The sequence below is a fragment of the Nocardia sp. NPDC059764 genome (genome assembly GCF_042732555.1).
Classification (GTDB): domain Bacteria; phylum Actinomycetota; class Actinomycetes; order Mycobacteriales; family Mycobacteriaceae; genus Nocardia.
In genome coordinates, this window is sequence record NZ_JBHWHH010000105.1 from 1 (window position 1) to 25,954 (window position 25,954).

General features: G+C 67.2%; 25 protein-coding genes. 9 read left to right on the forward strand and 16 right to left on the reverse strand.

Annotated elements, in window-relative coordinates:
- Positions 1-121: 121 nt before the first annotated feature.
- The 10 genes from ACFV4K_RS22470 to ACFV4K_RS22515 form a co-directional block, all read right to left on the reverse strand.
- Positions 122-1,567, reverse strand: coding sequence for an MCE family protein (locus tag ACFV4K_RS22470; protein ID WP_379277410.1), 1,446 nt, complete (start codon positions 1,565-1,567; stop codon positions 122-124).
- Positions 1,564-2,784 (reverse strand): MCE family protein, encoded by a 1,221-nt coding sequence (locus ACFV4K_RS22475; RefSeq protein WP_379277411.1) that lies wholly within the window; start codon positions 2,782-2,784, stop codon positions 1,564-1,566. Before ACFV4K_RS22475 ends, ACFV4K_RS22470 begins: the two co-directional genes overlap by 4 nt.
- A complete protein-coding gene (locus tag ACFV4K_RS22480) occupies positions 2,784-4,046 on the reverse strand; it encodes an MCE family protein (RefSeq protein ID WP_379277413.1) in 1,263 nt (420 codons plus the stop codon). The genes ACFV4K_RS22475 and ACFV4K_RS22480 overlap by 1 nt, the downstream gene beginning before the upstream one ends.
- Entirely contained in the window at positions 4,043-5,095 is a 1,053-nt protein-coding gene (locus ACFV4K_RS22485; protein ID WP_379277415.1) for an MCE family protein, read from the reverse strand. Before ACFV4K_RS22485 ends, ACFV4K_RS22480 begins: the two co-directional genes overlap by 4 nt.
- Positions 5,095-6,123 (reverse strand): MCE family protein, encoded by a 1,029-nt coding sequence (locus ACFV4K_RS22490; protein WP_379277417.1) that lies wholly within the window; start codon positions 6,121-6,123, stop codon positions 5,095-5,097. Before ACFV4K_RS22490 ends, ACFV4K_RS22485 begins: the two co-directional genes overlap by 1 nt.
- Positions 6,120-7,337, reverse strand: coding sequence for an MCE family protein (locus ACFV4K_RS22495; RefSeq protein WP_379277419.1), 1,218 nt, complete (start codon positions 7,335-7,337; stop codon positions 6,120-6,122). The genes ACFV4K_RS22490 and ACFV4K_RS22495 overlap by 4 nt, the downstream gene beginning before the upstream one ends.
- A 37-nt stretch (positions 7,338-7,374) precedes the next feature.
- A complete protein-coding gene (locus ACFV4K_RS22500) occupies positions 7,375-8,226 on the reverse strand; it encodes an MlaE family ABC transporter permease (protein ID WP_379277421.1) in 852 nt (283 codons plus the stop codon).
- Between the two features lie 4 nt (positions 8,227-8,230).
- Positions 8,231-8,995: an ABC transporter permease gene (locus ACFV4K_RS22505; RefSeq protein ID WP_357282736.1), complete on the reverse strand. Its 765-nt coding sequence runs from the start codon at positions 8,993-8,995 to the stop codon at positions 8,231-8,233.
- 323 nt (positions 8,996-9,318) lie between these two features.
- A complete protein-coding gene (locus tag ACFV4K_RS22510; RefSeq protein WP_357282738.1) occupies positions 9,319-10,221 on the reverse strand; it encodes a 3-oxoacyl-ACP reductase in 903 nt (300 codons plus the stop codon).
- A 65-nt stretch (positions 10,222-10,286) separates the two neighbouring features.
- Entirely contained in the window at positions 10,287-10,475 is a 189-nt protein-coding gene (locus tag ACFV4K_RS22515) for a ferredoxin (RefSeq protein WP_379277423.1), read from the reverse strand.
- 153 nt (positions 10,476-10,628) lie between these two features.
- On the opposite strand from ACFV4K_RS22515, the gene ACFV4K_RS22520 reads away from it, so the two are divergent.
- On the forward strand, positions 10,629-11,822 hold the full coding sequence (locus ACFV4K_RS22520) for an acyl-CoA dehydrogenase family protein (protein ID WP_379277425.1): 1,194 nt from the start codon (positions 10,629-10,631) through the stop codon (positions 11,820-11,822).
- Positions 11,823-11,843: 21 nt separating this feature from the next.
- A complete protein-coding gene (locus ACFV4K_RS22525) occupies positions 11,844-12,968 on the forward strand; it encodes an acyl-CoA dehydrogenase family protein (RefSeq protein ID WP_379277427.1) in 1,125 nt (374 codons plus the stop codon).
- A gap of 183 nt (positions 12,969-13,151) precedes the next feature.
- Here ACFV4K_RS22525 and ACFV4K_RS22530 read toward each other — a convergent pair whose 3' ends face one another.
- On the reverse strand, positions 13,152-13,847 hold the full coding sequence (locus tag ACFV4K_RS22530; protein ID WP_379277428.1) for a maleylpyruvate isomerase family mycothiol-dependent enzyme: 696 nt from the start codon (positions 13,845-13,847) through the stop codon (positions 13,152-13,154).
- Between the two features lie 94 nt (positions 13,848-13,941).
- Positions 13,942-15,138, reverse strand: coding sequence for a glycosyltransferase (locus tag ACFV4K_RS22535; protein ID WP_379277430.1), 1,197 nt, complete (start codon positions 15,136-15,138; stop codon positions 13,942-13,944).
- A gap of 94 nt (positions 15,139-15,232) precedes the next feature.
- Between ACFV4K_RS22535 and ACFV4K_RS22540 the strand changes: the two genes are divergently transcribed.
- Genes ACFV4K_RS22540 through ACFV4K_RS22550 form a run of 3 tightly spaced genes read left to right on the forward strand, consistent with a single transcriptional unit; the run spans position 15,233 to position 17,455 of the window.
- Complete coding sequence (locus tag ACFV4K_RS22540) at positions 15,233-15,646, forward strand: VOC family protein (protein WP_379277432.1); 414 nt, start codon at positions 15,233-15,235, stop codon at positions 15,644-15,646.
- Positions 15,643-15,810 carry a helix-turn-helix domain-containing protein gene (locus ACFV4K_RS22545; protein WP_379277434.1) on the forward strand — a complete coding sequence of 56 codons (168 nt, stop codon included), beginning with the start codon at positions 15,643-15,645 and terminating at the stop codon, positions 15,808-15,810. Before ACFV4K_RS22540 ends, ACFV4K_RS22545 begins: the two co-directional genes overlap by 4 nt.
- Positions 15,811-15,868: 58 nt before the next feature.
- Complete coding sequence (locus ACFV4K_RS22550) at positions 15,869-17,455, forward strand: acyl-CoA synthetase (protein ID WP_379277436.1); 1,587 nt, start codon at positions 15,869-15,871, stop codon at positions 17,453-17,455.
- A gap of 20 nt (positions 17,456-17,475) precedes the next feature.
- On the opposite strand, the gene ACFV4K_RS22555 is transcribed toward ACFV4K_RS22550, so the two are convergent.
- The 4 genes from ACFV4K_RS22555 to ACFV4K_RS22570 all read right to left on the reverse strand — a co-directional run bounded on the left by ACFV4K_RS22555 (position 17,476) and on the right by ACFV4K_RS22570 (position 22,096).
- Positions 17,476-18,114 (reverse strand): hypothetical protein, encoded by a 639-nt coding sequence (locus ACFV4K_RS22555; protein WP_379277438.1) that lies wholly within the window; start codon positions 18,112-18,114, stop codon positions 17,476-17,478.
- A 32-nt stretch (positions 18,115-18,146) separates the two neighbouring features.
- Positions 18,147-19,142 (reverse strand): sigma-70 family RNA polymerase sigma factor, encoded by a 996-nt coding sequence (locus tag ACFV4K_RS22560; RefSeq protein WP_379277440.1) that lies wholly within the window; start codon positions 19,140-19,142, stop codon positions 18,147-18,149.
- A 94-nt stretch (positions 19,143-19,236) separates the two neighbouring features.
- Positions 19,237-20,886 (reverse strand): acyl-CoA synthetase, encoded by a 1,650-nt coding sequence (locus ACFV4K_RS22565; protein ID WP_379277442.1) that lies wholly within the window; start codon positions 20,884-20,886, stop codon positions 19,237-19,239.
- Between the two features lie 172 nt (positions 20,887-21,058).
- Positions 21,059-22,096, reverse strand: coding sequence for an LLM class F420-dependent oxidoreductase (locus ACFV4K_RS22570; protein ID WP_379277444.1), 1,038 nt, complete (start codon positions 22,094-22,096; stop codon positions 21,059-21,061).
- Between the two features lie 214 nt (positions 22,097-22,310).
- Here ACFV4K_RS22570 and ACFV4K_RS22575 point away from each other — a divergent pair, with 214 nt between their 5' ends.
- Genes ACFV4K_RS22575 through ACFV4K_RS22590 form a run of 4 tightly spaced genes read left to right on the forward strand, consistent with a single transcriptional unit; the run spans position 22,311 to position 25,914 of the window.
- Positions 22,311-23,234 (forward strand): OB-fold domain-containing protein, encoded by a 924-nt coding sequence (locus ACFV4K_RS22575; RefSeq protein WP_357089956.1) that lies wholly within the window; start codon positions 22,311-22,313, stop codon positions 23,232-23,234.
- 12 nt (positions 23,235-23,246) lie between these two features.
- A complete protein-coding gene (locus ACFV4K_RS22580) occupies positions 23,247-24,341 on the forward strand; it encodes a thiolase domain-containing protein (RefSeq protein WP_379277445.1) in 1,095 nt (364 codons plus the stop codon).
- Positions 24,338-25,504, forward strand: coding sequence for a thiolase domain-containing protein (locus ACFV4K_RS22585; protein WP_379277447.1), 1,167 nt, complete (start codon positions 24,338-24,340; stop codon positions 25,502-25,504). Before ACFV4K_RS22580 ends, ACFV4K_RS22585 begins: the two co-directional genes overlap by 4 nt.
- On the forward strand, positions 25,501-25,914 hold the full coding sequence (locus ACFV4K_RS22590; RefSeq protein ID WP_379277449.1) for a nuclear transport factor 2 family protein: 414 nt from the start codon (positions 25,501-25,503) through the stop codon (positions 25,912-25,914). The genes ACFV4K_RS22585 and ACFV4K_RS22590 overlap by 4 nt, the downstream gene beginning before the upstream one ends.
- Positions 25,915-25,954 lie beyond the last annotated feature (40 nt).

The window sequence follows — 25,954 nt, forward strand, 5'->3', positions numbered from 1 at the left end:
GCGGCGCTCTCGACCTTCACGGTGGTGTCCGCGGTCACGGGAGCATCCCCGTCGTGGACCGGCGGTCCTTCTGACCGCACCGCCTTCCGCCGGGTCTTGCTGTTCACCACCGTGGGATCACTCATCGTTGTTGCTCCTGAAGCATTGTCTGCCAATTGGCCGGCACGATGCCGGAACCATCGGGCCCGATATCGGCCTGGCGGGTGAGTACACCATCCGGGCCGAGATACGTGCCACTCTTCGGATCGTACGTTCTCGTCGTCACACTCGCAGGCGCGACTCCGGGTTCCCCACCATTCCCCAGCGAACTCGGGGTGAATATCGGCTTGCCGTTGTTGTCGACCGGGTTCGGCTTACCGAAGGCCGGGTTGTCACCCGCCGGCTGGTAGCCCTCCGGGTCGTGGCACTGCTCCACAGTGGCCGCGCGCTTGCCCGGCACGTCCATACAGGGGTTGTTGCGGACACCGCGGACCACGTCCTGGGAGTTCTGCGGAATCTTGCAGTACAGCCCCTTCGGGGTCTCTGGGGTCGGACCCTTGTAGTCGTTGGGCGAACGCCGGTCCTCCGGTGCCAGGAAGCCGTTGACGCAACCCTTCGGATCATTGAGCCCGATCTTGAAGTCGACCTTGCCGCCGTACTCGGTCGGGCTGCCCTTGGCGAGCGTCATCAGCGCACCGATCAGCGGCGGGAAAACGACCAGCAACTGCTCCACGCTGGCGCGGTAGGTGACGCCGACCTGGCCGAGGCTGACCAGGTTCTGGGCCAGCAACGGCACGGTCGGCTTCAGGTCCTCGAACAGCTTGGTGGCCTTGTTGAGCGCCCCCGGGCCGTTGTCGATGACATTGCGCAGCGCCGGATCATGCTCGCGCAGTTGATCGGTGACGGTGGCCAGGTCCTTGGTCCACCCGCGCATGGCGGAGTCGGACTCGATCTGGGTGTCCAGCAGCGGGCCGATCTTGTCGATCAGATCCTTGGTGGCGTCGGTATTGGTCTTGGCCTCCTGGACCAGCAGCGACGCGGAGTCGAGCAGCCGTTCCAGATCCGGGCCCGCGCCGTTGAAGGCGACGAAAGCATCCTCGATCACCTGCTGCAGGCGGGTGTCCGCGACGCTGGAGAGCAACCGGTCGGTGCGGTCCAGAATGCCGCCGATATCCATGGGCAGTTTGGTGCGCTCGACCGGGATGACCGAACCGTCACGCAGATTGCCGCCCTGCGGATTGTCCTTGGGCACCAGATCCACGTATTGCTCACCGATGGCCGACACCGACTTGACCCAGGCGTCCACATCGGACGGGATCTTGAAATCGGAGTCGATGGACAGCTTGGCGTTGACGCCCTGCGGCGTCAGCACCACCGAATTCACCTTGCCCACATTGGTTCCGCGGTAGGCGACATTGGCGTTCTCGTACAGACCGCCGGTGGCGGCCAGCTTCACGGTCACGTCGTAGCGGCCGATGCCGAACATGGCGGGCAGCTTCACGTACTCCCCACCCATCACCGTGATACCGATGACGGTCAGCACGGTGAAGATGGCGAGCTGAATCTTGACGAAGCGACTCAGTTTCATTTGCCCGGATCCCCTTGCGGCACAGTGATTCCGGGAATGGACGGCAGGCCCGGAATATTCAGTCCCGGCAGGCCGGGCACGGTCGGCGACGGCTGGGTCGAACTCGGCTGCAACGGAGCCTTGGCGGGATCGTTGGCGTCGCCCGCCACGCCCGCGGGCTGGCCGAGCGCACCCTCCACACCACCGAATCGTCCGCCCAGCGGGGTTCCGGTCAGGAAGTTGGAATCGAGTCGGGCCGCGGTCAGGTCGAAGGTGATCTTCACGTTCATGTAGTCACCGCGGATGTACCGGTCGATGTACTTGAAGGGGAACGGGAAGGTCAGCAGCATATTCAGCGACTTCGTGAAGTTGTCGCTGGTGTTGGCGATCTGTTCCAGAGTCGGTCCCAGATCGGCGATCTCGGCCTTCAGATCGTCACCGGCGTTGTCGATGATCCGCTTCACCACATCACTGAGGTCGCCCGCTGCGGTCAGCGCGTTGGTGATGTTCTCCCGCTTGTTCGCGAGCACGGTCAGCGCGGGATGGATGTTGTCGATGGCGCCGGCCACCCGATCCTTCTCCTGTGCGAGCGTTCCCGACAACCGGTCGAGCCCGCTCATGGCGTTGATGATGTCGGTGGTCTGGGCGTTGAGCGTCCCCACCATCTGGTTCAGCTGCGGCAGCAGATCGCGGATGGCATCGGTGCGGCCAGTGAAAGCGGTGTTCAGCTCGTGAGTGATGTTCTCCAGCTGACTGATACCACCGCCGTTGAGCACCACTGACAACGAGGACAGCGTTTGCTCGGTGGTCGGGTACACACCCGCCCGGTCCAGCGTGATGGTGTCACCGTCATGCAGTTCACCATTGGCCGGAACATCGGTCGGCGAGGCCAATTCGACGTGATTGGAGCCCAGCAGCGAGGTCTGCCCGATCTTCGCGACGGCGTTGGCCGGCAGCTTTACGTTCTTGTCCAGCCCGATGGTGACCAGCGCGTGCCAGTTCTCCACATCGATTCCGGTCACGGTACCGACGGTCACGTCGTTCACCAGGACGGGCGAATTACGGGTCAGCGTGGTGACATTCGGCATCTGCACTTTGATATGCCAAGCGTCGGAGCCGGTTCCAGCGGAACCAGGCATGGAGACGGTGTTGAGACCGTCCCAATCACATCCGGTGGCACTCAGGGCGACCGCGACACCGATCGCCAGGCCCGCCACCCCGCGGCGACGAGTATTCATCAGTTCCCTCCCGGAATGGCGAGACCCGAAAGCCCGTTCGGAATCCCGACCGGCGCCCGTTCACCCTGCGCGGCGTACCGCGCGGCGACGTCGGGTGTACTGGGCACCAGCTGGCTCGGGAACGCCGTCGCGCCGGTGCCGTCGTTCATCAGCAGCGGCGGGTAGTTCATCGCCAGGTTCTGGATGACCGGGGCCAGGTACTGGGCGCACATCTTCGCACTCTGGTCGGCGTTGCCAGCGGTGCCGAACGCGTCGATCGAGCCACAGATGAAGCTCAAGGGTGAGTTGAAACCGGCGAATACCGGGTAGCCGGCGACGGTGCCCTGCGCGGGGTTGTACAGCTGATAGAAGTTCACGAGAGCGGTCGGCGCGGTGTGCAGCACCTGTTCGATCTGCGGCTTCTTCTCCACCAGCGTGCTGGTGACGTCGGCGAGCTGCGCCAGGTCGGTGCTCAGTGCCCCGCCGTGCGAGTCGAGGAACCGCTTCACGTCGGAGACCGCGGAGTCCAGATTGTCCAAACCCGCTCCGAGATCACCGGATACGCCCGCCAGCACCTGCGACACCGAGGCGAGCCGGCCACCGAACTGCACGATCTGGTCATTGCTCTTGGAGAGCACGTCCACGAACTGCTGCAGGTTCTTGATGGTGCCGAACAGGTCGGTACGACCATCCGACAGCGTGGTCAGCGTGGCCGACAGCTCCCGGAGGGTGTCGCGGAACGCCTGGCCGTTGCCGTCCAGGTTGTCGGCGGCGGTGTTGACCAGGCGCCCGAACGAGCCCTGCTTGTCCTCGCCGACTGGTCCGAGAGACGTTGCCAGTTTGTTCAATTCGGCCTTGATGTCGTCCCACTCGACCGGCACGGCGGTGCGCTCGAGCGGAATGACCGAGCCGTCGTGCATCTTCGCGCCGCCGGTGTAGGCCGGGGCCAGCTGGATGAAGCGGGCCGACACCACCGACGGGGAGACCAGCACGGCCTTGGCGTCGGCCGGGATGTCGACGCCACGGTCGATGGTCATCTTGACCGTGGCCTTGTCCTTGCCCGGATCCACCGAGTCGATGGTGCCCACGCGGACACCTAGAATCCGCACCTCGTCGCCCTTGTAGAGGCCGACTGTAGACGGGAAGTAGGCGGTGATCTGCGGCTTGCCGATCCGGTCGACGGCGGTGTACACGCCGCCGGCCACGATAGTGACCAACGCCGCGATCGCCACGACCCGGGTCCACCGCGGCAAGCCGCGGACCTTACCGAGGAAATTCGTCATTTCGGCAGCTCCGTGATGATCGGCTTTTGTTGAATGCCACCGCTTTGCATGTTCTTCAACGCCTCGGGCAGGTTCTGCGGCCAGACCAGAGCATCCGAAAGAGCCTGCAGCATAGGGCTGTTCCAGTTGACGACGTACGCCTGGAAGTACGGGCCGCTGCCGACCTGCTCACCCAGCGCACCGGCGTAGGGCCCGAGCGCGTCGAGCGCGTCGGAGATGTTCTGCTTGTTCTTCTGCAGCAGCGCCAGCACCGAATTCAACTTGTCCAGAGCCGGTTTCAGCGCCGCATCGTTATCGTTGACGAAGCCGCTGAGCTGCTTGGCCAGACCGTTGATGTAGGTGATCAGCTGGCTGATCGCGCCGCGGCGAGCGTCGAGCTCACCGAGCAGGCTATTTCCGTCCACGAGCAGCGTATTGATCTTCGCGGCCCGGTCCGAGAGCACCTTGGTGACGCCCTGTGCCTTGGACAGCAGGTCCGTCAGCGCCTTGTCGCGGGTATTGATGCTCTTGGACAGCTGGCTGATGCCGTCCAGCGCCGAGCGCAGCGGGGCCGGGGTGTCCTTGAAGGTGGCCGACAGCGCGTCCAGGGTCTTGTTGACCTGGTCCATGTCGAGGTCCTTCACGGTGCCGGAGAGATCCTGCAGCGCGTCGTTGAGCGAGTACGGAGAAGTGGTGCGCTCCAGGGGAATCGGCTGGTCGGCACGCAGCGCGCCGTCCCCTTCCGGGGCCACCTCGAGCGACTTGCGTCCGAGCACGGTGTTGGTCTTGATCGCGGCACTGGTCTTGGTGCCCAGCACGATCGACTCGTCCAGGGTGAAGGAGACCTTCACCTTCGCGCCGTCCAGCTTCACCTTGTCCACCCGGCCGGACTTCACACCGGCCACCTGGACCTGGTCACCGGGCAGCAGCCCGCCCGCGTCGGCGAAATACGCGCTGAAGTGCGCACCCGAGCTGACGAACGGCAGCCGGTCGAACTGCAGGGCGGTGAGGCAGATGCTCACGACCACGACGATGCCGATGACACCGATGTTCATCACACGCTGTCCCATTACCCTTGGCACCTCCCGTCGAACTGACTGCCGGGCAAGGCGAGACGCACGTCCTTGCCGTCGGCCCCGGTGAACAGAATGTCCGTGCTGCAGGCGTAGATATTCAAGAACGATCCGTATGCACCGATGCGAGTCAGCTTCTTATAGGTATCCGGCAGCGCCGAGAGCACCGTCTGGAGATCATCGCGGCTGTCGTCGAGCACCGTGGCCGTGCGGCCCAGCTGCTCGATCGTGTTCTTCAGGTCCGGCCGGGCGGTCTTCAGCAGCTCGGTGAGATCACCGGTGGCGCCGGCGATCCGGGGCAGCGCGTCGCCGATCGGATCCTTGTCCGCGGCCAATCCGCTGACCAGCCGCTGCAATTCGTCCAGCGTGGTGCCGAACGCCTTGTCCCGGTCGTCGATGGTGGCCAGCACGGTCTTCAGGTTCTCGATCACGCTGCCGATCAGGGCATCTCGTGAGGCGAGGGTCTTGCCGAAGTCACCGCCGCTGTTCAGCAGCGAGACCAGGGTGCCGCCCTGGCCCTGGAAGATCTGCAGCAGCGCCTCGGTCAGGCTGTTCACCTGAGTCGGGTTCAGGCCGCGCAGCAGCGGTTTGAATCCGCCCAGCAGCATGTCCAGATCCAGCGCTGGCTGGGAGTGGTCGAGATCGATAGTGCCGCCGGAGCGCAGCGGAGTCGCCGCGCCCGGGCCGTCCATCAATTCCAGGTAGCGGTCGCCGACCAGGTTCTCGTAGCGAATAGCCGCCTTGGTGCTGGCATAGAGCCGGTACTTGCGGTCCACGTCGAATTCGACGTGCGCCATGTGGTCCTTGCCGACGTACACCCGGCTCACCGAGCCGACCGGCACACCCGCGATGCGCACCTTCGACCCGGGCAGCATGCCCGAGGACGAGGTGAACACCGCACGGTAGGCGGTCTCGCGGGCGAACCGCATCTGGCTGAAGACGACCACCAGCAGCGCCAGGATCAGCAGCATGGCGACGCCGAAGATGCCGAGTTTGACTGTGGTGGCGTGTGGTTTGAATTTCACTTCTTCGCCCCCGGCAGCTGATCGAACAGGATCTCGAAGACGGTCTTGGACGCGTGCGGCTGCGTCGGCGGCGCCCAGATATGGCCCTCCGAGGTATCGGTCATCAGGTAGTTGGCCTTCTGACCACCGGTCAGATCGACAGTGTTCTCGCAGTGCGGGCCACCGGAGGCGTTCACCTTCGGCAGGTCGTCGGGGTACGAGTACGGCGTACCGCTGGGCATGATGCCGGCGTTCATGGCGAATGCCGGGTACCTCCCACCGATGAGCTCGTCCATCAGCGGCACGTTCAAACCGAAGGTCATGATGGTGCAGTACAGCGCCGACCGGTACTCGTAGAGCAGATCCGTGGTGGGCCGCAACAGGTTCAGCGACTTGATCAGATCGTTCTCATTGGGCTTCAGCACCGAGTTCGAGGTGTCGGCCAGCCCGATCAGGTTGGCCAGCAGATCGTCCACGCGAGCCTGCTCATCAGTGATCGTCTTGCCGGTCACCTGCATGTTGTCGGTGACGCGCAGCAGATCCCCCACGGTGTCGGAGTAGGTTCCGGTCACCGAGGCGGTCTTGCGCAGGTCCTCCTGCAACGTGGGCAGCGAGGGGTTGATCTGCTTCAGGAACTCGTCGCTGTCCGACAACAGCAGCCCCAGCTTCTCGCCGCGACCCTGCAGGGCGGTGCCCAGCGCGGTCAGCGTGGCGTTCAGCTTCTCCGGCTGCACCTTGTTGAGCACATCGCTCAAATGCTGGAAGAGCGTGTTGAATTCGACGGTCACGCCATCGGCCTGCACCACGGCTCCCGCGCGCAGCTGCCCCGACGGGTTCTGCGGCTCGATGAAGTTGATGTACTTCGCGCCGAACACGGTGGTGGAGTTGATGTCCACGGTCGCGTTGGCCGGCACCAGCTTCAGCTTGTCCGGATCCATGGAGAGTTCGATGCGCGCGCCCTCGGGCGTCTCGTCGATCGACTTGACCCGGCCGATCTCGACACCGCGGATCTTCACCTTGGCGTCGCGATCCATGACCAGACCCGCGCGCGGCGAATTGACAGTCACCAGCGCGGTATTGGTGAAACCACCGGCGAAGCTCATCAGGCAGAACGCGACGACGGCGACCACGCCGAGCACGAGCCCGGCGCCCGCGGCCCGGGTCACCCACCCCTGTTCGAGGTAGCGCTTCGGCGCTGGCTTCGGGACGAACGGCGAGCCGATCGGGCTCGCCATCCCACCTTGTTGTTGGTCCATTTTGTTCGTCCCGCCCCTACCCGGAGAGATGGAAATTGCCGGAGGTGCCGTAGATGGCCAGCGACATCAGCAGCGTCACCGAGACGACTGCGATCAGCGAGGCCCGCACCGCATTGCCTACCGCCACGCCGACGCCGACCGGTCCGCCCGCGGCGTGATAGCCGTAGTAGGTGTGGATCAGCATGACCGCCATGGCCATGAAGATCGCCTGCGCGAAGGACCAGAGGATGTCGCTGGGGATCAGGAAGGTCGAGAAGTAGTGGTCGTACACACCGGCCGACTGGCCGTAGATCTGCACCGTCGCGAACCGCGAGGCGATGAACGAGGCGATGACCGCCAGTGAGTACAACGGGATGATGGCGATGATGCCCGCCAGCATGCGGGTGCCCACCAGGAAGGGCACCGGCCGGATGGCCATCACCTCGAGGGCGTCGATCTCTTCGGAGACGCGCATGGCCCCCAATTGTGCCGTGGTTCCCGCGCCCAGCGTCGCCGCCAGGCCGATGCCCGAGATGACCGGCGCCGCAATGCGAACGTTGATGAACGCCGCGAAGAAGCCGGTGAGGGCCTCGACGCCGATATTGCCGAGCGAGCTGTAGCCCTGCACGGCGATCGTGCCACCCGCGGCCAGCGTCAGGAAGCCGACGATCACGACGGTGCCGCCGATGACCGCGAGAGCGCCGGTGCCCATGGAGATCTCGGCGATCAGCCGGATGGTCTCGGTGCGGTAGTGCACCAGCGCCTTGGGCACCGACGCGATCGAGCGCGCGTAGAACACCGCGTGCTTGCCGACCGAGTCGAGCGCATCGGTGAAGCGCTGAAAGCGCTTGGTCACCTTGGGAAAACGAGACTGGATTACGAAAGCCACTTGATCACCGAGCCGCGAACTTGATGCTGATGGCGGTCATCACGACGTTGATGACGAACAGCGCCATGAAGGCGAACACGACCGTCTGGTTGACGGCGTCGCCGACACTCTTGGGACCGCCCTTGACGTTCAGGCCCAGGTAGCACGCGACCAGTCCGGCGACGAGACCGAACAGCATGGCCTTCACCTCGGAGATGACGAGCTCCGGGAGGTGGGTCAGCAGGGTGATGCCGTTGACGAACGCGCCCGGGTTCACGCCCTGCAAGAAGACCGAGAACACGAAACCGCCCAGGATGCCGATCGCCGACACCAGACCGTTGAGCAGGAAGGCCACGAACATCGAGGCCAGCACGCGCGGAACCACCAGGCGCTGAATCGGATCGATGCCGAGCACCTTCATCGCGTCGATCTCTTCGCGGATGGTGCGAGCGCCGAGGTCGGCACAGATGGCCGTCGCGCCCGCGCCGGCCACGATGAGCACCGTGACCATCGGGCCGATCTGGGTGATCGCGCCGAAGGCCGCACCCGCGCCCGAAAGGTCGGCCGCACCGATCTCGCGCAAAAGAATGTTGAGCGTGAAAACCACGAGCACGGTGAACGGAATCGCCACCATCAGCGTGGGAAACATGGAGACCCTGGCGATGAACCAGGACTGATCGATGAATTCCCGTCGCTGGAACGGGGGCCGTACTGCGGCGCGAGCGACCGCGCCGGCGAGTTCGAAGAACCCTCCGACCGCCCGCAGCGGTACGGCAAGGACTTCATTCATTCCCGCTATTCCTCCTGCCCCTGCCTAGCGATAGCAACCGAAATCTGAATGTGATCTCGGTCCCGCCGAAGATTAGAACACGTTCTCATACGGTTCGGGAAGGTTTCCAATGCTTTGAACAGGCCATCTTTCTGAACTGGTGTCCAGTTTCAAGAACATGTTCAGGTGAGCCTAACCGTCAGAGGTATGCCACATTGTGAGGCGACACACATAGTTGATCCCCATTCCTACCAATGATCGATCTCGCGATCAACCGCGGGGTCGGGGGCCGGGTCTGTCAAGCGGACACGCGGCCCCCGGCACGGGGAATCGAGGTGAAAACCTCAGCCCAGATCCTTCAGCGAGGAAGCCGAGAAAGTGGCGTCCGACGCGCGGTCGGCGAAGTAGCCGCCGAGGGTCTCGGCCAGGCCCTCACGGGTGAACTCGCCGACGGCGTCGAAGCGCTGCTCGACGACGGGGGCCGCCATCAGGGCCACCATCGGGCCGTAGACGACGAACAGCTGGCCGGTGATCTTCTCGGCCGCCGGGGAAGCCAGGAAGGCCACCAGGCGCGCGACGTGATCGGGCGACAGCGGGTCCGGGCCCTCGTCGGGGGCCGCGGAGAACACGTTCTCGGTCATGGCGGTACGCGCGCGGGGAGCGATCGCGTTGGCGCGCACGCCGACCTGCTCCAGGGCACGGGCCGCGGACAGGGTCAGCGCGGTGATACCGGCCTTGGCGGCACCGTAGTTCGCCTGACCGGCGGGGCCGAGCAGACCGGCCTCCGAGGAGGTGTTGATGATGCGCCCGTAGACGGGGGCACCGGTCTCCTTGAACTTGGCGCGCCAGTAGGCGGCCGCGTTGCGGGTCAGCAGGAAGTGCCCGCGCAGGTGCACGGCGACGACCGCGTCGAAGTCCTCGTCGGACATGTTGAACAACATCTTGTCCCGGGTGATCCCGGCATTGTTGACCACGATGTCCAGGCCGCCGAGGGACTCCTCGGCGGTACGGATGATGGCATCGGCGGTGGACCGCTCGGCAATGCTGCCGCCGACGAACTCCGCCTTCACACCCAGCGCCCGGATATCGGCGAGGGTTGCGCTGACCGCGTCGTTCTCGGCAAGGTCGTTGACAATGATCGACGCGCCCGCGCGGGCCAGCTCGAGGGCTTCGGCCCGGCCGAGCCCGGCGCCGGCACCGGTGACGACGGCAACCCGGCCGGAAAGACTCACATCAGATTCGCTCACGAGGGCGACTCTAGAACGTGTTCCACCCGCCGGGCAAGGACGGGTCCCGGCGGGCGGCGCCGGCCTCAGACCAGCTTCAGCGCGGCCTTGGGGCACTGCGCCACGGCCGACTCGATGTCCTTGCGGTTGTCCTCGGTGACCGCGACCTCGTTGACGTGCAAGTTGTCGTCGTCATCGAGATCGAACACGTCAGGGGCGATTCCAACGCAGATCCCGTTCGCTTCGCACTGATCGAAATCGACGATGACCTTCATAGTTCTCTCCTTCAACACAGGTTCTTCCCGAGCCTAACAAGCAGACCCCCGCCCAGAACAGCAAAGTAGCCCTAACCGGAACCAATACTGGAACATGTTTCACTCGCGTGCGATGATCGGCAGAACCGAGAAACGAAGGCTAGAGGTACACCTATGCGTATCGCCTACACGCCGCAACAGGAACAGCTGCGTGCCGAGCTGCGTGACTATTTCACCAAGCTCATCACTCCCGAACGGCGGCAAGCCCTTTCGGCCCAGACCGGAGAGTACGGCGAGGGCAATGTCTACCGCGAGGTCGTCGAGGAGATGGGCCGCGACGGCTGGCTCGCCCTGGGCTGGCCCAAGGAGTACGGCGGCCAGGACCGGTCCACCATGGATCAGCTGATCTTCACCGACGAGGCCGCCATCGCCGGCGCCCCGGTGCCGTTCCTGACCATCAACTCGGTTGCGCCGACCATCATGCACTACGGCACCGAAGAGCAGAAGAAGTTCTTCCTGCCCAAGATCGCCGCCGGTCAGCTGCACTTCGCCATCGGCTATTCGGAGCCCGGCGCCGGCACCGACCTGGCCTCGCTGCGCACCTCCGCGGTCCGCGACGGCGACGACTGGATCATCAACGGCCAGAAGATGTGGACCTCCCTCATCGCCTACGCCGACTACGTGTGGCTGGCCGCCCGGACCGATCCGAGCGCCAAGAAGCACAAGGGCATCTCGATGTTCATCATGCCGACCGACGCCGAGGGCTTCTCCTGGACGCCGGTGCACACCATGGCCGGTCCGGACACCTCCGCCACCTACTACCAGGACGTGCGGGTCAAGCACTCCGACATGGTGGGCCCGGAGAACGGCGGCTGGGCGCTGGTCACCAACCAGCTCAACCACGAGCGCGTCGCGCTGACCTCCTCCGCGCCGCTGGCCCTGGCCGTCGCCCAGGTCACCGAGTGGGCGCGCAACACCAAGACCGCCAACGGCCAGCGCGTCATCGACCAGGAATGGGTGCAGGTCTCGCTGGCCCGCATCCACGCCAAGGTCGAATACCTGAAGCTGACCAACTGGGAGATCGCCTCGCGCGCCGATCAGGGCGGCGACGCCGCGCCGCGGCCGTGGGACGCCTCCGCCACCAAGGTGTACGGCACCGAACTGGCGACCGAGGCCTACCGGGCGCTGATGGAGATCCTCGGCCCGCAGGCGTACCTGCGCCAGGACTCGGCCGGCTCGCAGCTGCGCGGCCGCCTCGAGCGCATGCACCGCGCCTGCCTGATCCTCACCTTCGGCGGCGGCACCAACGAGGTGCAGCGCGACATCATCGCCATGACCGCCCTCAAGCAGCCCGCCGCCGCGCGTTAAGACGAAACCAAGGTAACCATCATGGATTTCACCCTCACCGAGGCGCAGCAGGATCTGGCCCGCCTCACCGCCGAGGTCACCGGCAAGCTGGTCACCGCCGACCGGCTGCGTGAGCTCGACAAGAACACCGACGCCGACGGCAACCGCACCGTGCGCTTCGACGCCGGCCTGTGGGACTCGCTGGCCGAGACCGGCGTGCTGGCCGCGGCCCTGCCGGAGAGCGTGGGCGGCAGCGACTTCGGCGTGCTCGAGCAGACCGCCATCCTGCGCGAGATCGGCAAGTCCGTCGCCCCCGTGCCCTACCTGTGGTCGATCGTGCTCGGCGCGGGCGCGCTCGCGCAGTTCGGTTCCGCCGCCCAGCGCGAGCTGGCCGCCCAGGCCGCGACCGGCGAGGTCATCCTCACCGCCGCGCTGAGCGAGGAGCGCAACTGGGAGCCGGCCAAGCCCGTCACCACCGCCATCGCGGGCGACGGCTGGCAGCTCACCGGCCTCAAGACCACCGTGCCCTTCGCCCGCCAGGCGGCGCGAATCCTGGTGTCCGCCAGCGTCGACGGCGCCCCCGCCGTCTTCCTGGTCGACCCGTCGCACGCCTCGGTGCGCATCGAGGACCAGATCGTCACCGACCGCTCCCCCGAGGCCGAGGTCGAATTCGCCGGCACCCCCGCCGAACTGGTGGGTACCGTCGAGCAGGGCGGCGAGATCCTGACCTGGCTGCTGGAGCGGGCCTGGCTCGGCCTGGCCGCCACCCAGCTCGGCGTGGTCGAGAAGGGCCTGGAACTGGTCGCCGACTACGCCCGCGAGCGCGAGCAGTTCAACCGCAAGATCGGTAGCTTCCAGGCCGTGGCCCAGCGCCTCGCCGACGGCTACATCGACGTGCAGGGTGTGCGCCTGGCCGTGCAGCAGGCGGCCTGGCGGATCGCCGAGGGCCTGCCCGCCACCGCCGAGGTGCACACCGCCAAGTTCTGGGCCGCCGAGGCCGGACACCGCGTCGCCCACACCGTGGTGCACGTGCACGGCGGCGTCGGCATCGATCGCGACCACATCGTGAACCAGTACTTCACGGCGGCCAAGCACAACGAGTTCGCACTCGGCGGCGCGACCGATCACCTGCGCGCCCTGGGCACCCTGCTCAGCGACGCGCAGTAGGACCGAACAACTCTCGCAACTCTCAGGGGCGAGCCCCTGAAAATCCAGGCCCCGTCCGGGGCCGGCGAGACCCGCGGCCGACCCTGCAAAAGCGGCCGACGGCGAGGTGGTGGCTCCCATACCGGCCACCGCCTCGCCGTTTTCGCTGCTGCGGAGAATCTCCGGGCGGAACGGGTTACACGGTCAGGGCACCAGCGGACCGGCGAGCACGCGCTTGCCCTCCGCCCAGTTGCCCTGCCAGCTCAGCGCGGCGTCGTCGAGCTCCTTGCGCGCCCACAGCGCCAGCAGCAGATCCGACGCGGTGCCCGAAAGCTCGGCCACCGGCGCGCCGGGGCCGTAGCTCCAGCTGTCGCCGGTATCGGTGGCGCGCAGGCTGATCGCCGCCGTCGGCTCGCTCGCCAGGCCGCGCAGGATCATGCGGGGCGCGAACAGTTCGAACACCTCGGTCACGCCGTCGGCCGCGAGCGCGGGCTCGAAGGCGTCGGCGACGCCGAGCGCATCCTGCCCGTCCCACAGGTGCATGAGGGTTTCCTGCGCCCGGCGGCGCTGCCAGAAACCGACCTTGCGCGGCATCTGCGAGGTGAAGGTCCAGGCCGGAGTCTCGGGATCGACCGACAGCGCGTCGATCATCGCCTTCGCCGTGCCGTCGAACCAGGTCCGCAGTCCCACCGGGTCCTCGGGCGCGGGGTCGCCCTGAAAATCGCCCCGCTGCTCCAGGACCGCCGTGGTCACCCACAGATTCCCCTGACCGACATGGTCGGCCAGATCGTAGAAGGTCCAGTCGCCGCAGGACGGGACGGGCGCGGACAGGTCGACCTCCGGCGCGATCAGATCGCCGAACTCGTCCAACTTCTCGCGCAAAACGGCCAGGAAATCCATGCGGCTCACGCTAAACAGTGACACCGCGGGGTGCCAGCCATATCCGGACTGTGGCGCGCGAAATTCGGCCAAACCTCCGGTGTCTCGCGGGTGCTCAGGATTCGAGTTCACGCACCGAGAAGACCCGCTCCCCCACCTGCTCGGGGTGTTCGGGCGACGGTTCCAGCTCCCGCAGCAGCGCCTCGCCACGCGCGTCGCGGCGGATGGCGTGACCCAGCTCGGCGGCGGCGCGATAGTGGGCCGGGGTGCGCAGGGTGTGGCGCACGGCCCGCGCGATGCGCTGTGGAGTAGCGGTGCGCGGCAAGACGATTCCGGCGTCGTGACCGCGGACGCGGGCGGCGTTGTCCGCGTGGTCGCGACCGTGCGGGAGGACCACGACCGGCAGGTCGGCGGCGAAGGACTTCATCAGCGTGCCGTGGCCACCGTGGGTCACGACCAGACTGGCGTGGCGCATGATCTCGTGGTGCGGAGCGCCGCGTAGCACCGACACATTCTGGGGCACACGGAGTTCGGCGGGATCGATGGCGGGGCCGGTGGTGATGACGCCACGCACGGGTAGCTGGCCCAGCGCCTCGGAAATTCTTTGCAGGCAGTCGGTTTGACGTTGGAACGTGGTGGACAAGGAGACCAGGACCAGCGGATCGCCTCCGTCGGCCTGGGTCCAGGTGGTGTCGGCGACCCAGTCGGGTTCGTCCAGGATGGGGCCGACCCAGCGCACCCCGTCGGGTCCCTGGCCCGGGAAATCGAAAGCGGCACTGGACAAGACGAGCTGGCGACGGGCCAGCCGCGCCTGATCCTGGTAGTGCGCCAGGCGTTCCAGCCCGAAATCCGCGCGCAGGGCATTGAGCTTGGGTAGCAGTTCCTCGTCCCAGCGCCGCTGTACCAGCGAACCCACCAGGCGGTCACGGAGCCGCCCGACGGGCCCGTGCGCGGGCGCGAATCCGCTGCCCGGCGGCGGACCGCCCTCCACGGGTAGCGGATAGACGCCGGGGATCAGCACCGAGAACGGCGTCTCGCAGGCCTGCGCCGCGACCATGGCGCCGAAGGCGAAGAAGGAGGCCAGCACCAGATCGGGGCGGTCGGCGTCGATCTCGTCGGCGGTGTCGCGCGCGAATCCGGCCCCGGCCCGGGGGCGCAGCCGTGCGCCGGTCGCGGCCACCGCCTCGGCCAGCGATTCCTCCGCCAGCACCGTCACCCGATGGCCCCGGCGCACCAACCGCCGCACCACCCCCAGCTCCGGCGGAACCGTTCCCCCGCTGCCGGTGAGAGCGATCAGATAGCTGTAGCTCATCGGGCACCTCCACCGGCAACTCTCGCACGACCGATGAGTTTCCCGCACCCGCTTCGTCCTCATCAGTACATCGAATGAGAGGGGACGCGCCACCATGCCGAGCAAGATGATCTTCATCAATCTGCCCATCGCCGACCTGGACCGGTCCAAGCGCTTCTACGAGTCCGTCGGCTGGAAGGTGAATCAGGACTTCACCGACGGCAATGCCGCCTGCATCGTGGTCGACGACAACATCTGCGTCATGCTGCTGACGCACGAGTTCTTCACCACCTTCGGCCGCCGCCCGCTGGGCGACACCCGCGGCACCGTCGGCAGCGTCTACGCACTCGCCCTGGGCAGCAATCATGAGGTCGACGCGCTGGTGGAGGCCGCCCTCGCCGCGGGCGGCCAGGAGGAGGTCAGTGCGGACCGGCGGGCCCAGGAAGCCGAGGTCGGCATGTACGGCCGCACCTTCCTCGACCCCGACGGCCACCAGTGGGAGCCGTTCTACATGGCTTATCCTGTGTGATCGATGCGCGCCGGCAGCCCGAGTCCGAAGGCCCCCACGGGATATCACTCGGCGCGTACCTCGAGCGGGAGCGACTCCGCCGCGGTATGACCCAGCGCGCCGTCGCCGAGGCGCTGCACATGTCCCGCAGCGGCTACGAGAAGATCGAGAACAGCGGGCCGTGACAGCTTCCTGCCAACCGATGAACCCGCGCTCCATCCCCGCGAAAGCGAGGGTGGGCCCATGGCTTTCACTGTCGCAGACCTGTTCGAGCACGCCGTCGACGCGGTCCCGGAGCGGACCGCCCTCATCTGCGAGGACCGGCGACTCACCTACCGCGAACTCGACGACCGCGCCAACCGGCTCGCCCACCACCTGGCCGCCCGCGGCATCGGAGCCGGCGACCACGTCGGCGTCTACTCGCGCAATTCCATCGAGGCTCTGGAAGCAATGCTCGCGACCTACAAACTGCGGGCCGTCTCGGTGAGCGTGAATTATCGGTACGTGGCCGACGAGGTGCGCTACCTCGTCGGCAACGCGGATTTGAAAGCAATCATCCACGAAGCGAAATTCGGGGAAATCATTTCCGAGGTTCGCGAATCCGCGCCCGGCCTCACCGAGACCCTCGCCATCGGACCCGATTACGACGACGCCCTGGCCGCGCACTCCCCCGACCGGGATTTCGGTCCCCGCAGCGGCGACGATCTGTACATCCTCTACACGGGCGGCACCACCGGCCTGCCCAAGGGCGTCATGTGGCGGCACGAGGATGTCTGGCGAGCGCTCGGCGGCGGCATCAACCATGTCACCGGCGAATACGTCTCGGACGAATGGGCATTGGCGGCCGATGCGCGGTCCGCGCCCGAGGGCATCGTCATGGCCCCGCTCTCGCCGCTCATCCACGGCGCAGCCCAGTGGGCGACGTTCCTCGCCCTGAATTCGGGCGGCACAGTGGTTTTCGTGCCACAGTTCGACGCGGACGAGGTCTGGCGGGTGGTGGAGGAGCACCGGGTCAACGTGCTGACCGTGGTCGGCGACGCCATGGCCAAGCCGCTACTCGAGGCGTATCACGCGGGGCGGTACGAGGTTCCGTCCCTGTGGGCGTTCAGCAGTCATGCCGCACTGTTCTCGCACTCGCTCAAACAGCAGTACCTCGCGACCTTCCCCAACCTGTTCGTCACCGACGTGATCGGGTCGTCGGAGAGCGGCAGCACCGGACTGTCCACGGTCACCAAGGATTCCGACCACACGCAGGGCCCGCGGGTGAAGTTCGGGGCGCAGTCCGCGCTGTTGGACGACGACGGCCGCCTCGTGGAGCCCGTCCCCGGAGCCGTCGGTCGGATGGCGCGGACCGGGCATGTGCCGATCGGGTACTACAAGGACCCGGAGAAGACGAAGACCATCTTCGTCGAGGTCGACGGCAAACGGTATGTGGCGCCGGGTGATTACGCCCGTTACGAGGCCGACGGCACCGTCACCCTACTCGGGCGAGGCTCCGAGTGCATCAATACCGGTGGCGAGAAGGTGTTCCCCGAGGAGGTCGAGACGGCGCTCAAATCCCACCCGGACGTCTTCGACACGCTGGTGATCGGCATCCCGCACGAACGGTTCGGGCAGGCCGTCGTCGCGGTGGTGCAGCCGCGGACCGGGACCGCGATCGATCTCGCCGAACTGGACGCCCACGTGCGGACCAAGGTCGCGGGATACAAGGCGCCACGCGGCTATTGGCTGGTCGGCACGGTCATGCGGCAGCCGAGCGGCAAGGCGAACTATCCCGCCGCCAAGCGGTTCGCGACCGAGCACCCCGAAGACCTGCGCACACCCCGCTGATCAGCACCGTGGACGGCTGATCAGCCCAGCAGCCCGAGCTCCCGCACCCGCACCCCGAGCTGGAAGCGGGTGCTCACCTCGAACCGCGTCATGAGCTGGGCGACGTAGCGCCGGTAGGTGCGCAGCGACACCCCCAGCGCCCGGGCCGCGGTCTCGTCCTTCGCCCCGGAGTACAGCTGCTCGACCACCGCGAGCGCCACCGCGTCCAGGCCGTCCCGCACCTCCAGGTGGTCGCGCAGGTCGCGCGCGGAATGCCAGGTGCGGGTGGCGAACTGGTGCACCACGCCGAGCAGCGCGGGTTCGGTCACCAGGTATCCGCGCGGCTGCTCCGCCGGCGCGGCCGACCACAGCGCCGCCCGCTCACGATCGACGATCAGCGCATTGCAGAACTCGGTATCGGTGACCCGGATTCGCGAGCCGAGGGTGAACTGCCGTAGCACCGACTGGCGGCCCCGGCTGCTCACGTACGCGGCCGACAGCAGCACCCGCACCTGTTTCCCCGCCTCGTGCAACTGCCGGAAAACCGTGTCCTCCGCGCGGTATTCGGTCTCCGGCCGCACCGGGCGGGCGATGGCCATGACGGCCTCGTGCCGTGCCCCCACCAGCATGCGGCGCAGGTTCTGCGCCCACCGCTCGTCCGCGTGCAACTCGACCGTCATGCGCCCCTCCTCGGACTCCCGTGGCGGAGAGCCTAGTTCGGGCGAAGCTCCATGGGGAGGCCGAAGAGGGGGAACAGCTTCTCGGTGTCGAGGAAGAAGGTGAGGCCGGAGATGCGGTCGCCGGAGAGTTCCAGCGTGGTGATGGACCACGGGATCCAGACGCCGGGCTCGTCGCCGGGCTTGTAGTGGCCGAAGGCGGGCAGGCCGTTCGCGCCCTCCAACGGCACCATGCGGGAATCGCGGCAGGCCTGGCCGGTGCCGAGCATGAAGGCGGCCACGTTCTCGGGGCCGGACACCCACAGCGAGAACGGCGGCATGGACAGGGCCACATCGGCTTTCAGCAGCTCGGTCAGGGCGCTCATGTCGTAGGCCTCGAAGGCCTTCACGAAATCGTCGACCAGCTTGCGCTGCTGCTCGTTGCGCTCGTCGAAGGGATCGGAGACGGTGGCGGTCTCCTGCACCTTCGACATGGTGGCGCGGGCCCGCTGCAGGGCGCTGTTCACCGAGGCGGGCGAGACGTTCAGCATGTCGGCGGTCTCACCGGCGGAGAAGCGCAGCACCTCACGCATGATGAGGATGGCGCGCTGGCTGGCGGGCAGGTGCTGCACGGCGGCGACGAAGGCCAGGCGCAGGGTGTCCTTGGTGCTGGCGGCCTCGGCGGGGTCGGCGCCGAAGGCGAGCGCGTTCGGAATCGGTTCCACCCACACGTAATCCGGCTCCGGCGCGGGCAACTGCGAATCGGGCGTCGAAGGTCCGTTGAGGTCCATGGGCCGCGCCCGGCGCTGCGGGCCGTCCAGCATGTCCAGACAGACATTGGTGGCGATCTTGTACAGCCAGGAGCGGACGCTGGCCCGGCCCTCGAACGAGTCGTAGGACTTCCAGGCCCGCGTGAAGGTCTCCTGCACCGCGTCCTCGGCCTCGAACGAGGACCCGAGCATTCGATACGCGTACGCGCACAGTTCGCGCCGATGGCCCTCGAAGGACCGCAGTACATCATCCGATACGGTGCCGCCCACCTTCTCGCTCATGCCTGCCAGCCTGACACAGCCCACCGACAACAAACACCCATCGAAACGATCAGTGCCCGCTTGCGACGGCAGGCGGGCACTGATCTCTCATGGCCTATTTGGTGGTCGGGGCCTGGGCGTGGTCGTCGGCCTCGCGGACCTCGGTCTGCGCCTTGGCCCACTTGTAGTCGGGCTTGCCGGCGGGCGAGCGCTTGATCTCGTCCACGTACCACAGGCTACGCGGCATCTTGTAGGAGGAGATCTCCTTGACCAGGGTGGGACGCAGTTCCTCGAGGGTCGGGCGGGCGCCGTCGGTGCACTGCACGACCGCGACGACGCGGTGGCCCCAGCGCTCGTCGGGCACGCCCACGACCAGCGCGTCGAAGACGTCCGGGTGCGCCTTGAGCGCGCCCTCGACCTCTTCCGGGAAGATCTTCTCGCCACCGGAGTTGATGGACACCGAACCACGGCCGAGCATGGTGACGGTGCCGTCCTCCTCCACCCGGGCGAAGTCGCCGGGGATGGAGTAGCGGACGCCGTTGAAGGTCTTGAAGGTCTCGGCGGTCTTCACCGGGTCGTTGTAGTAGCCGACCGGAATGTTGCCGGTGCGCGCGAGCAGGCCGACCTGGCCGGAGCCGGCGACGACCTCGTTGCCTTCCTCGTCGATGACCTTGGTGGACCCGTCGATCTTCACCCGCGGGCCGCCGGTGTGGGTCGCGCCCTTGGTGGCCACGGCCAGACCGCCGAAGCCGGTCTCGGAGGCGCCGATGGAGTCGGTGATGAGCGCGTTCGGGAACTTCTCGATGAACTGGTCCTTGAGCGCCGGCGAGAACAGCGCGGCGCTACTGGCCAGCACCCACATGCTCGAATGCTGGTACGGCTGACCGGTTTCCGGGTTGCCCTGGGCCAGCGCGTCGAGCAGCGGGCGAGCCATGGCGTCACCGACGATGAAGATCATGTTGACGCCGTGGCGCTCCACGGCCCGCCACACGCCGTGCCCGCTGAACTCGGGCAGCATGACGGCGGTGCCGCCGTCGAACAGGCTGTGCAGGGTGGCGGTGAACGCGCCGCCGTGGATCAGCGGCGGGATCGGGTAGCGCACCATCGGCGCGTTGCCGCTGGCGCCGCCCTTGGCCTGCTCCCACTCGTCCTCGATGAAGACGCCGGTGTAGAAGTTGATGCCGCCGCCGAGGACGCGCCACCAGTCCTCCTGGCGCCACATGACGCCCTTGGGCATGCCGGTGGTGCCCCCGGTGTAGATCATCATGATGTCGTCGGAGGAGCGCTCGTCGAAGTCGCGCTCGCCGTGCGAGCCGGCCAGCACCGCTTCGTATTCGCCCGCACCGGGGGGCAGCGGCAGGTCGGTGCCGTCCTCGACGGTGACGACCGACTTGATCTTCGGCGTGTTCGGCAGCACGTTGGCCACCTTGTCGGAATAGCGACGCTCGTGCAGCAGCGCGACCATGTCCGAGTTCTCGAAGATGTACTGCAACTCGTTCTCAACGTAGCGGTAGTTCACGTTGATCATGACTGCCCGCGCCTTGAAGATGGCCACCATGGCCTCGACGGCCTCGATGGTGTTGCGCGAGTAGACGCCGACCTTGTCACCCGGCTGCACTCCCTGTTCCTGCAGGTAGTGCGCCAGCCGGTTGGCACGGTCCTCCAGCTCGGCGTAGGTGACCGAGCGGGTGTCGTCAACCAGCGCGACACGTTCCGGCATGAGGTCGATGGTGTGCTCGACAAGGTCCGCAATGTTGTAGCTCACAGGGACCAAAATAGAACGTGTTCTTGTGTGTGACAAGCCACTGTTTTCGCTCACGTCCCGCTGAGCGGGCCTGCCCCCGCTCACACGGTACGGCGGCGTACGCCCCGCGGGGGGCAAAAGAGAAGAGCGCACCCCGCTCAGCGAGGCGCGCTCCGCAGCGGATCACGACCGATTACGACTCGATGAGCGGCTTCAACCGTTCGAACTGCGCCACATCGCGGACGCCGACCAGCATCATGGTGACGCCCGCCTGCTCCCACACCTTCAGCTGCTCACGCACCTGCGCCTCGTTGCCGATGATGGTGGTGTCGAGGATCAGCTCGTCGGGCACCACCGCCGCGGCCTCCTCCTTGCGGCCGGTACGGAAGAGCCGGGTGATCTCGTCGACCTGCTCGCCGTAGCCCATGCGCCGATACACCTCGGCGTGGAAGTTGAGTTCCTCCGCGCCCATGCCGCCGATGTAGAGCGCCATGAACGGCCGCAGCCGATCCAGTTCGGCCTTGGGGTCGTCGGTGAGGATGACCTGCGCGGTGGCCGCGATCTCGAAGTCCTCGCGCGAACGCCGCGCGCCCGGCCGGGAGAAGCCCTCGTCGAGCCATTCGTTGTACATGTCGGCCAGCCGCGGCGTGTAGTAGATGGCCAGCCAGCCGTCCGCGATCTCCGCGGTCATCGCGACGTTCTTCGGTCCTTCGGCGCCGAGCCAGATCGGGATATCCGAGCGCAGCGGGTGGGTGATCGACTTGAGCGGCTTGCCGAATCCGGTGGCGCCCGGGCCGGTGTAGGGCAGCGGGTAGTGCGGGCCCGCGCTGGTCACCTTGTCCTCGCGGGCGAGCACCTGCCGCACGATCGAGACGTACTCACGGGTGCGCGCGAGGGGCTTGCCGAACGGCTGGCCGTACCAGCCCTCGACCACCTGCGGGCCGGAGACGCCGAGCCCGAGGATATGCCGGCCACCGCTGAGGTGATCGATGGTCAGCGCGGCCATCGCGGTCGCGGTGGGGGTGCGGGCCGACATCTGCACCACCGAGGTGCCCAATCGCACCCGGGTGGTGTCGGAGCCGTACCAGGCCAGCGGGGTGAAGGCGTCCGAGCCCCACGACTCGGCGGTGAAGACGGCATCGAATCCGGTCTCCTCCGCGGCCGCGATCAGCTCCCGCGTATTGGCGGGCGGCTGCGCGCCCCAATATCCCAGTTGCAAGCCAAAGCGCATTACTGGATTTCCTTTCGCACCAGAGCGGAGCGCTCCATGGTTACGCTCCGCTGCCTCCTCCGCGCCTGACCGCTCAGGCGCGGAGGTTCCTTCCTAGAACATTCGGGACCGGTCGTCAGGGCCGCAGCCCGTACTCTTGCCACCGTCACTAGAACCTGTTCTACTCGATCTCGTGACTCTGGGGAACACCGAAGTACTGTCCGCACCGCTGCGGATGCAATTCGACTACACCCGCTCCACCGGTCCGACCATCGGGCGCTTCCTCACGGAACTGCGCGCCGGCAAGGTCATCGGGGTGCGGGGTTCCGATGGGCGCGTGATCGTGCCGCCCGCGGAATACGATCCGAAGACCGCCGAACCGCTGACGGAATTCGTCGACGTCTCCGACGTCGGCACCGTGCAGACCTGGTCCTGGGTGGCCGAGCCGCTCCCGAGCCAGCCGTTCGACCGGCCCTTCGCCTACGCGCTGATCAAGCTGGACGGCGCGGACACCGCCATCCTGCACGCGGTCGATGTGGCGAGCCCCGCCGACATCAGCACCGGCATGCGCGTGCGGGCCCGCTGGGCGGCCGAGCGCACCGGCGACATCCACGACATCGTGGCTTTCGAACCGGGCGAGACCTCCGCTCCCGCACCGGCTTCCACCGCCGACGCGGAGCCGGTCACCGGCATCGTGACCCCGGTCGACTTCTCGATCAAGCACACAGCCGCACCGCAGGAAGCCGTCTTCCTGAAGGGCCTGATGGAGGGCAAGCTGCTCGGCGCGCGCGCCAACCTCGACGGCAAGGTGTACTTCCCGCCGCGTGGCGCCGACCCGCGTGACGGCTCGCCGACCGACGACTTCGTCGAGGTGTCCGACAAGGGCATCGTGACCACCTTCTGCATCGTGAACGTGCCGTTCATGGGCCAGCGCCTGAAGCCGCCGTACGTGGCCGCCTACGTGCTGCTCGACGGCGCCGACATCCCGTTCCTGCACCTGGTGCTCGGTGTCGACGCGAACGAAGTGCGCATGGGCATGCGGGTCGAGGCCGTCTGGAAGCCGCGCGAGGAGTGGGGCCTGTCGATGGCCAATATCGACCACTTCCGGCCGACCGGCGAGCCCGACGCCGACTACGACTCGTTCGCGCACCACCTGTAGAGAGGCGCTGAAATGACTGACACTGCATCGCGTAGCGATTCCGCCAGGGGTGGCGGCGGGGCGACGGGAGGGCGTAACACAGCAACCGACATCGCGGTGGTGGGCTTCGCCCACGCACCGCACGTGCCGGAGACCTTCGGCACCACCAATGGCGTGGAGATGCTCGCGCCCTGCTTCCAGGAGCTCAAGCAGAAGCTCGGCATCGGCGTGCCCGATATCGACTTCTGGTGCTCGGGTTCCTCGGATTACCTTGCCGGACGCGCCTTCTCGTTCATCTCGGCGATCGACTCCATCGGCGCGGTGCCGCCGATCAACGAGTCGCACGTGGAGATGGACGCGGCCTGGGCGCTGTACGAGGCGTGGGTGAAACTCCGCTCCGGACAGGCGCAGACCGCGCTGGTCTACGGCTTCGGCAAGTCCTCGGCCGGCACCCTGCGCCAGATCCTGGGCCTGCAGACCGACCCGTACCTGGTCGCGCCGCTGGGCGTGGACTCGCTGTCCTTGGCCGGACTACAGGCCCGCGCGGGCCTGGACGCGGGCCGCTGGACCGAGGCCGACATGGCCGCGGTGGCCGCCCGCACCACCGGCGGTGACATCGACAAGCTGCTGGCCGCACCGAAGATCAACGATCCGCTGCGCGCCCACGACATCGCCCCCATCACCGACGGCGCGGCCGCCATCGTGCTGGCCGTCGGCGACCGGGCCCGCGAACTGTGCGAGCGTCCGGCCTGGCTGACCGGTATGGCGCACTACATCGACTCCCCCGTGCTGGGCGCCCGCGACCTGACCGTATCGGACTCCGCGGCCAAGGCGGCCAACGCCGTGACCGGCGGCGACGCCGGCGGTTTCGACGTCGCCGAGCTGCACGCGCAGTTCACTCACGAGGAGCTGATCCTGAAGCAGGCCATCGGCCTGAACGGGGACACCCGGATCAACCCGTCCGGCGGCGCGCTGTCGGGCAACCCCATGTTCGCGGCCGGCTTGGAGCGCATCGGCTTCGCCGCCCGGGAAATCATCAACGGCACCGCGAATCGCGCACTGGCGCATGCCGCCAGCGGCCCCGCGTTGCAGCAGAACCTCGTGGCCACCCTGGAGGCACGTTCATGACCTACGCAGCTGCCGTCCTCGGCACCGGTCAGACCCATCACGTGACCAAACGGTCCGATGTATCGATGGCCGGAATGATCCGCGAGGCCATCGACCGGGCGCTCACGGACTCCGGCCTGACCATGGCCGATATCGACGCCGTGGTCATCGGTAAGGCCCCCGACTTCTTCGAGGGCTCCATGATGCCGGAGCTGTTCCTCTCGGACGCCCTGGGCGCCACCGGAAAACCGCTGCTCCGGGTGCACACCGCCGGTTCCGTCGGCGGCTCCACCGCGGTCGTCGCGGCCAACCAGGTCCAGGCCGGCGTGCACCGCCGGGTGCTGGCCGTGGCGTGGGAGAAGCAGTCCGAGTCCAACGCCATGTGGGCACTGTCGAACCCGGTGCCGTTCACCATGCCGGTCGGCGCGGGCGCGGGCGGCTACTTCGCCCCGCACGTGCGCGCCTACATCCGCCGCTCCAACGCCCCGCTGCACGTGGGCGCCATGGTCGCGGTGAAGGACCGCCGCAACGGCGCGCGCAACCCGTTCGCGCACCTGCACCAGCCCGATATCACCGTGGAATCGGTGATGGCGTCCCAGATGCTGTGGGACCCCATCCGTTTCGACGAGACCTGCCCGTCCTCGGACGGCGCCTGCGCCATCGTGATCGGTGACGAGGAATCGGCCAAGGCCGTGGAGGCGCAGGGCAAGAAGGTCGCGTGGGTGCACGGCACCGCCATGCGCACCGAGCCGCTCGCCTACGCGGGCCGCGACCAGGTGAACCCGCAGGCCGGTCAGGCCGCCGCGGCGGCGCTGTGGAAGCAGGCCGGGATCACCAATCCGCTCGAGGAGATCGACGCGGCCGAGATCTACGTCCCGTTCTCGTGGTTCGAGCCGATGTGGCTGGAGAACCTGGGCTTCATGCCCGAGGGCGAGGGCTGGAAGCTCACCGACGCCGGCGAGACCGCCATCGGCGGGAAGCTGCCGGTCAACCCGTCGGGCGGCGTGCTGTCCTCCAACCCGATCGGCGCGTCCGGCATGATCCGCTTCGCCGAGGCCGCCAAGCAGGTCATGGGCCGTGCGGGCGACTACCAGGTGGAGAACGCCCGCAAGGCGTTCGGCCACGCGTACGGCGGTGGCTCGCAGTACTTCTCGATGTGGGTCGTCGGCAGCGAGCAGCGATGACCACCACCGAGCACCCCGCGCGGGTGGCGGGCGCGGCCTCGCAGGCCGCGGTGCGCGCCAAGGACAAGGACGCCTGGGTGGCGCTGTTCGCCGCCGACGGCATCGTGGAGGATCCTGTCGGGCCGTCCTTCTTCGATCCCGAGGGCGTGGGACACCGTGGCGCGGAAGCGATCGCGGCGTTCTGGGACAAGGCGATCGCGCCCACCGAGTCGATCGAGTTCCTCTTCGACGACTCCTTCGCCTGCGGGCGTGAGGTGGCCTTCACCGGCCGCATCCGCACCACCATGGGCGGGCACATCGTGGATGCCGAGGGCGTCTTCACCTACAAGGTGGACGCGGACGGCAAAATCGCTGCCCTGCGGGCGTTCTGGGAGACCGAGCGTGCCATGGCGACGATGAAGAAGGCCTAGCGTCCCGAAAACCGAAGCGGGCGACTGGAGAATCCAGTCG

Coding starts and splice junctions, on each gene's coding strand:
- ACFV4K_RS22485 (WP_379277415.1), bottom strand. CDS start 5,095: ATGGGACAGCGTGTGATGAACATCGGTGTCATCGGCATCGTCGTGGTC.
- ACFV4K_RS22525 (WP_379277427.1), top strand. CDS start 11,844: ATGGATTTCACCCTCACCGAGGCGCAGCAGGATCTGGCCCGCCTCACC.
- ACFV4K_RS22530 (WP_379277428.1), bottom strand. CDS start 13,847: ATGGATTTCCTGGCCGTTTTGCGCGAGAAGTTGGACGAGTTCGGCGAT.
- ACFV4K_RS22515 (WP_379277423.1), bottom strand. CDS start 10,475: ATGAAGGTCATCGTCGATTTCGATCAGTGCGAAGCGAACGGGATCTGC.
- ACFV4K_RS22470 (WP_379277410.1), bottom strand. CDS start 1,567: ATGAAACTGAGTCGCTTCGTCAAGATTCAGCTCGCCATCTTCACCGTG.
- ACFV4K_RS22580 (WP_379277445.1), top strand. CDS start 23,247: ATGACTGACACTGCATCGCGTAGCGATTCCGCCAGGGGTGGCGGCGGG.
- ACFV4K_RS22575 (WP_357089956.1), top strand. CDS start 22,311: ATGCAATTCGACTACACCCGCTCCACCGGTCCGACCATCGGGCGCTTC.
- ACFV4K_RS22475 (WP_379277411.1), bottom strand. CDS start 2,784: ATGAATACTCGTCGCCGCGGGGTGGCGGGCCTGGCGATCGGTGTCGCG.
- ACFV4K_RS22535 (WP_379277430.1), bottom strand. CDS start 15,138: ATGAGCTACAGCTATCTGATCGCTCTCACCGGCAGCGGGGGAACGGTT.
- ACFV4K_RS22555 (WP_379277438.1), bottom strand. CDS start 18,114: ATGACGGTCGAGTTGCACGCGGACGAGCGGTGGGCGCAGAACCTGCGC.
- ACFV4K_RS22560 (WP_379277440.1), bottom strand. CDS start 19,142: ATGAGCGAGAAGGTGGGCGGCACCGTATCGGATGATGTACTGCGGTCC.
- ACFV4K_RS22505 (WP_357282736.1), bottom strand. CDS start 8,995: ATGAATGAAGTCCTTGCCGTACCGCTGCGGGCGGTCGGAGGGTTCTTC.
- ACFV4K_RS22520 (WP_379277425.1), top strand. CDS start 10,629: ATGCGTATCGCCTACACGCCGCAACAGGAACAGCTGCGTGCCGAGCTG.
- ACFV4K_RS22480 (WP_379277413.1), bottom strand. CDS start 4,046: ATGACGAATTTCCTCGGTAAGGTCCGCGGCTTGCCGCGGTGGACCCGG.
- ACFV4K_RS22590 (WP_379277449.1), top strand. CDS start 25,501: ATGACCACCACCGAGCACCCCGCGCGGGTGGCGGGCGCGGCCTCGCAG.
- ACFV4K_RS22585 (WP_379277447.1), top strand. CDS start 24,338: ATGACCTACGCAGCTGCCGTCCTCGGCACCGGTCAGACCCATCACGTG.
- ACFV4K_RS22495 (WP_379277419.1), bottom strand. CDS start 7,337: ATGGCGAGCCCGATCGGCTCGCCGTTCGTCCCGAAGCCAGCGCCGAAG.
- ACFV4K_RS22570 (WP_379277444.1), bottom strand. CDS start 22,096: ATGCGCTTTGGCTTGCAACTGGGATATTGGGGCGCGCAGCCGCCCGCC.
- ACFV4K_RS22550 (WP_379277436.1), top strand. CDS start 15,869: ATGGCTTTCACTGTCGCAGACCTGTTCGAGCACGCCGTCGACGCGGTC.
- ACFV4K_RS22540 (WP_379277432.1), top strand. CDS start 15,233: ATGCCGAGCAAGATGATCTTCATCAATCTGCCCATCGCCGACCTGGAC.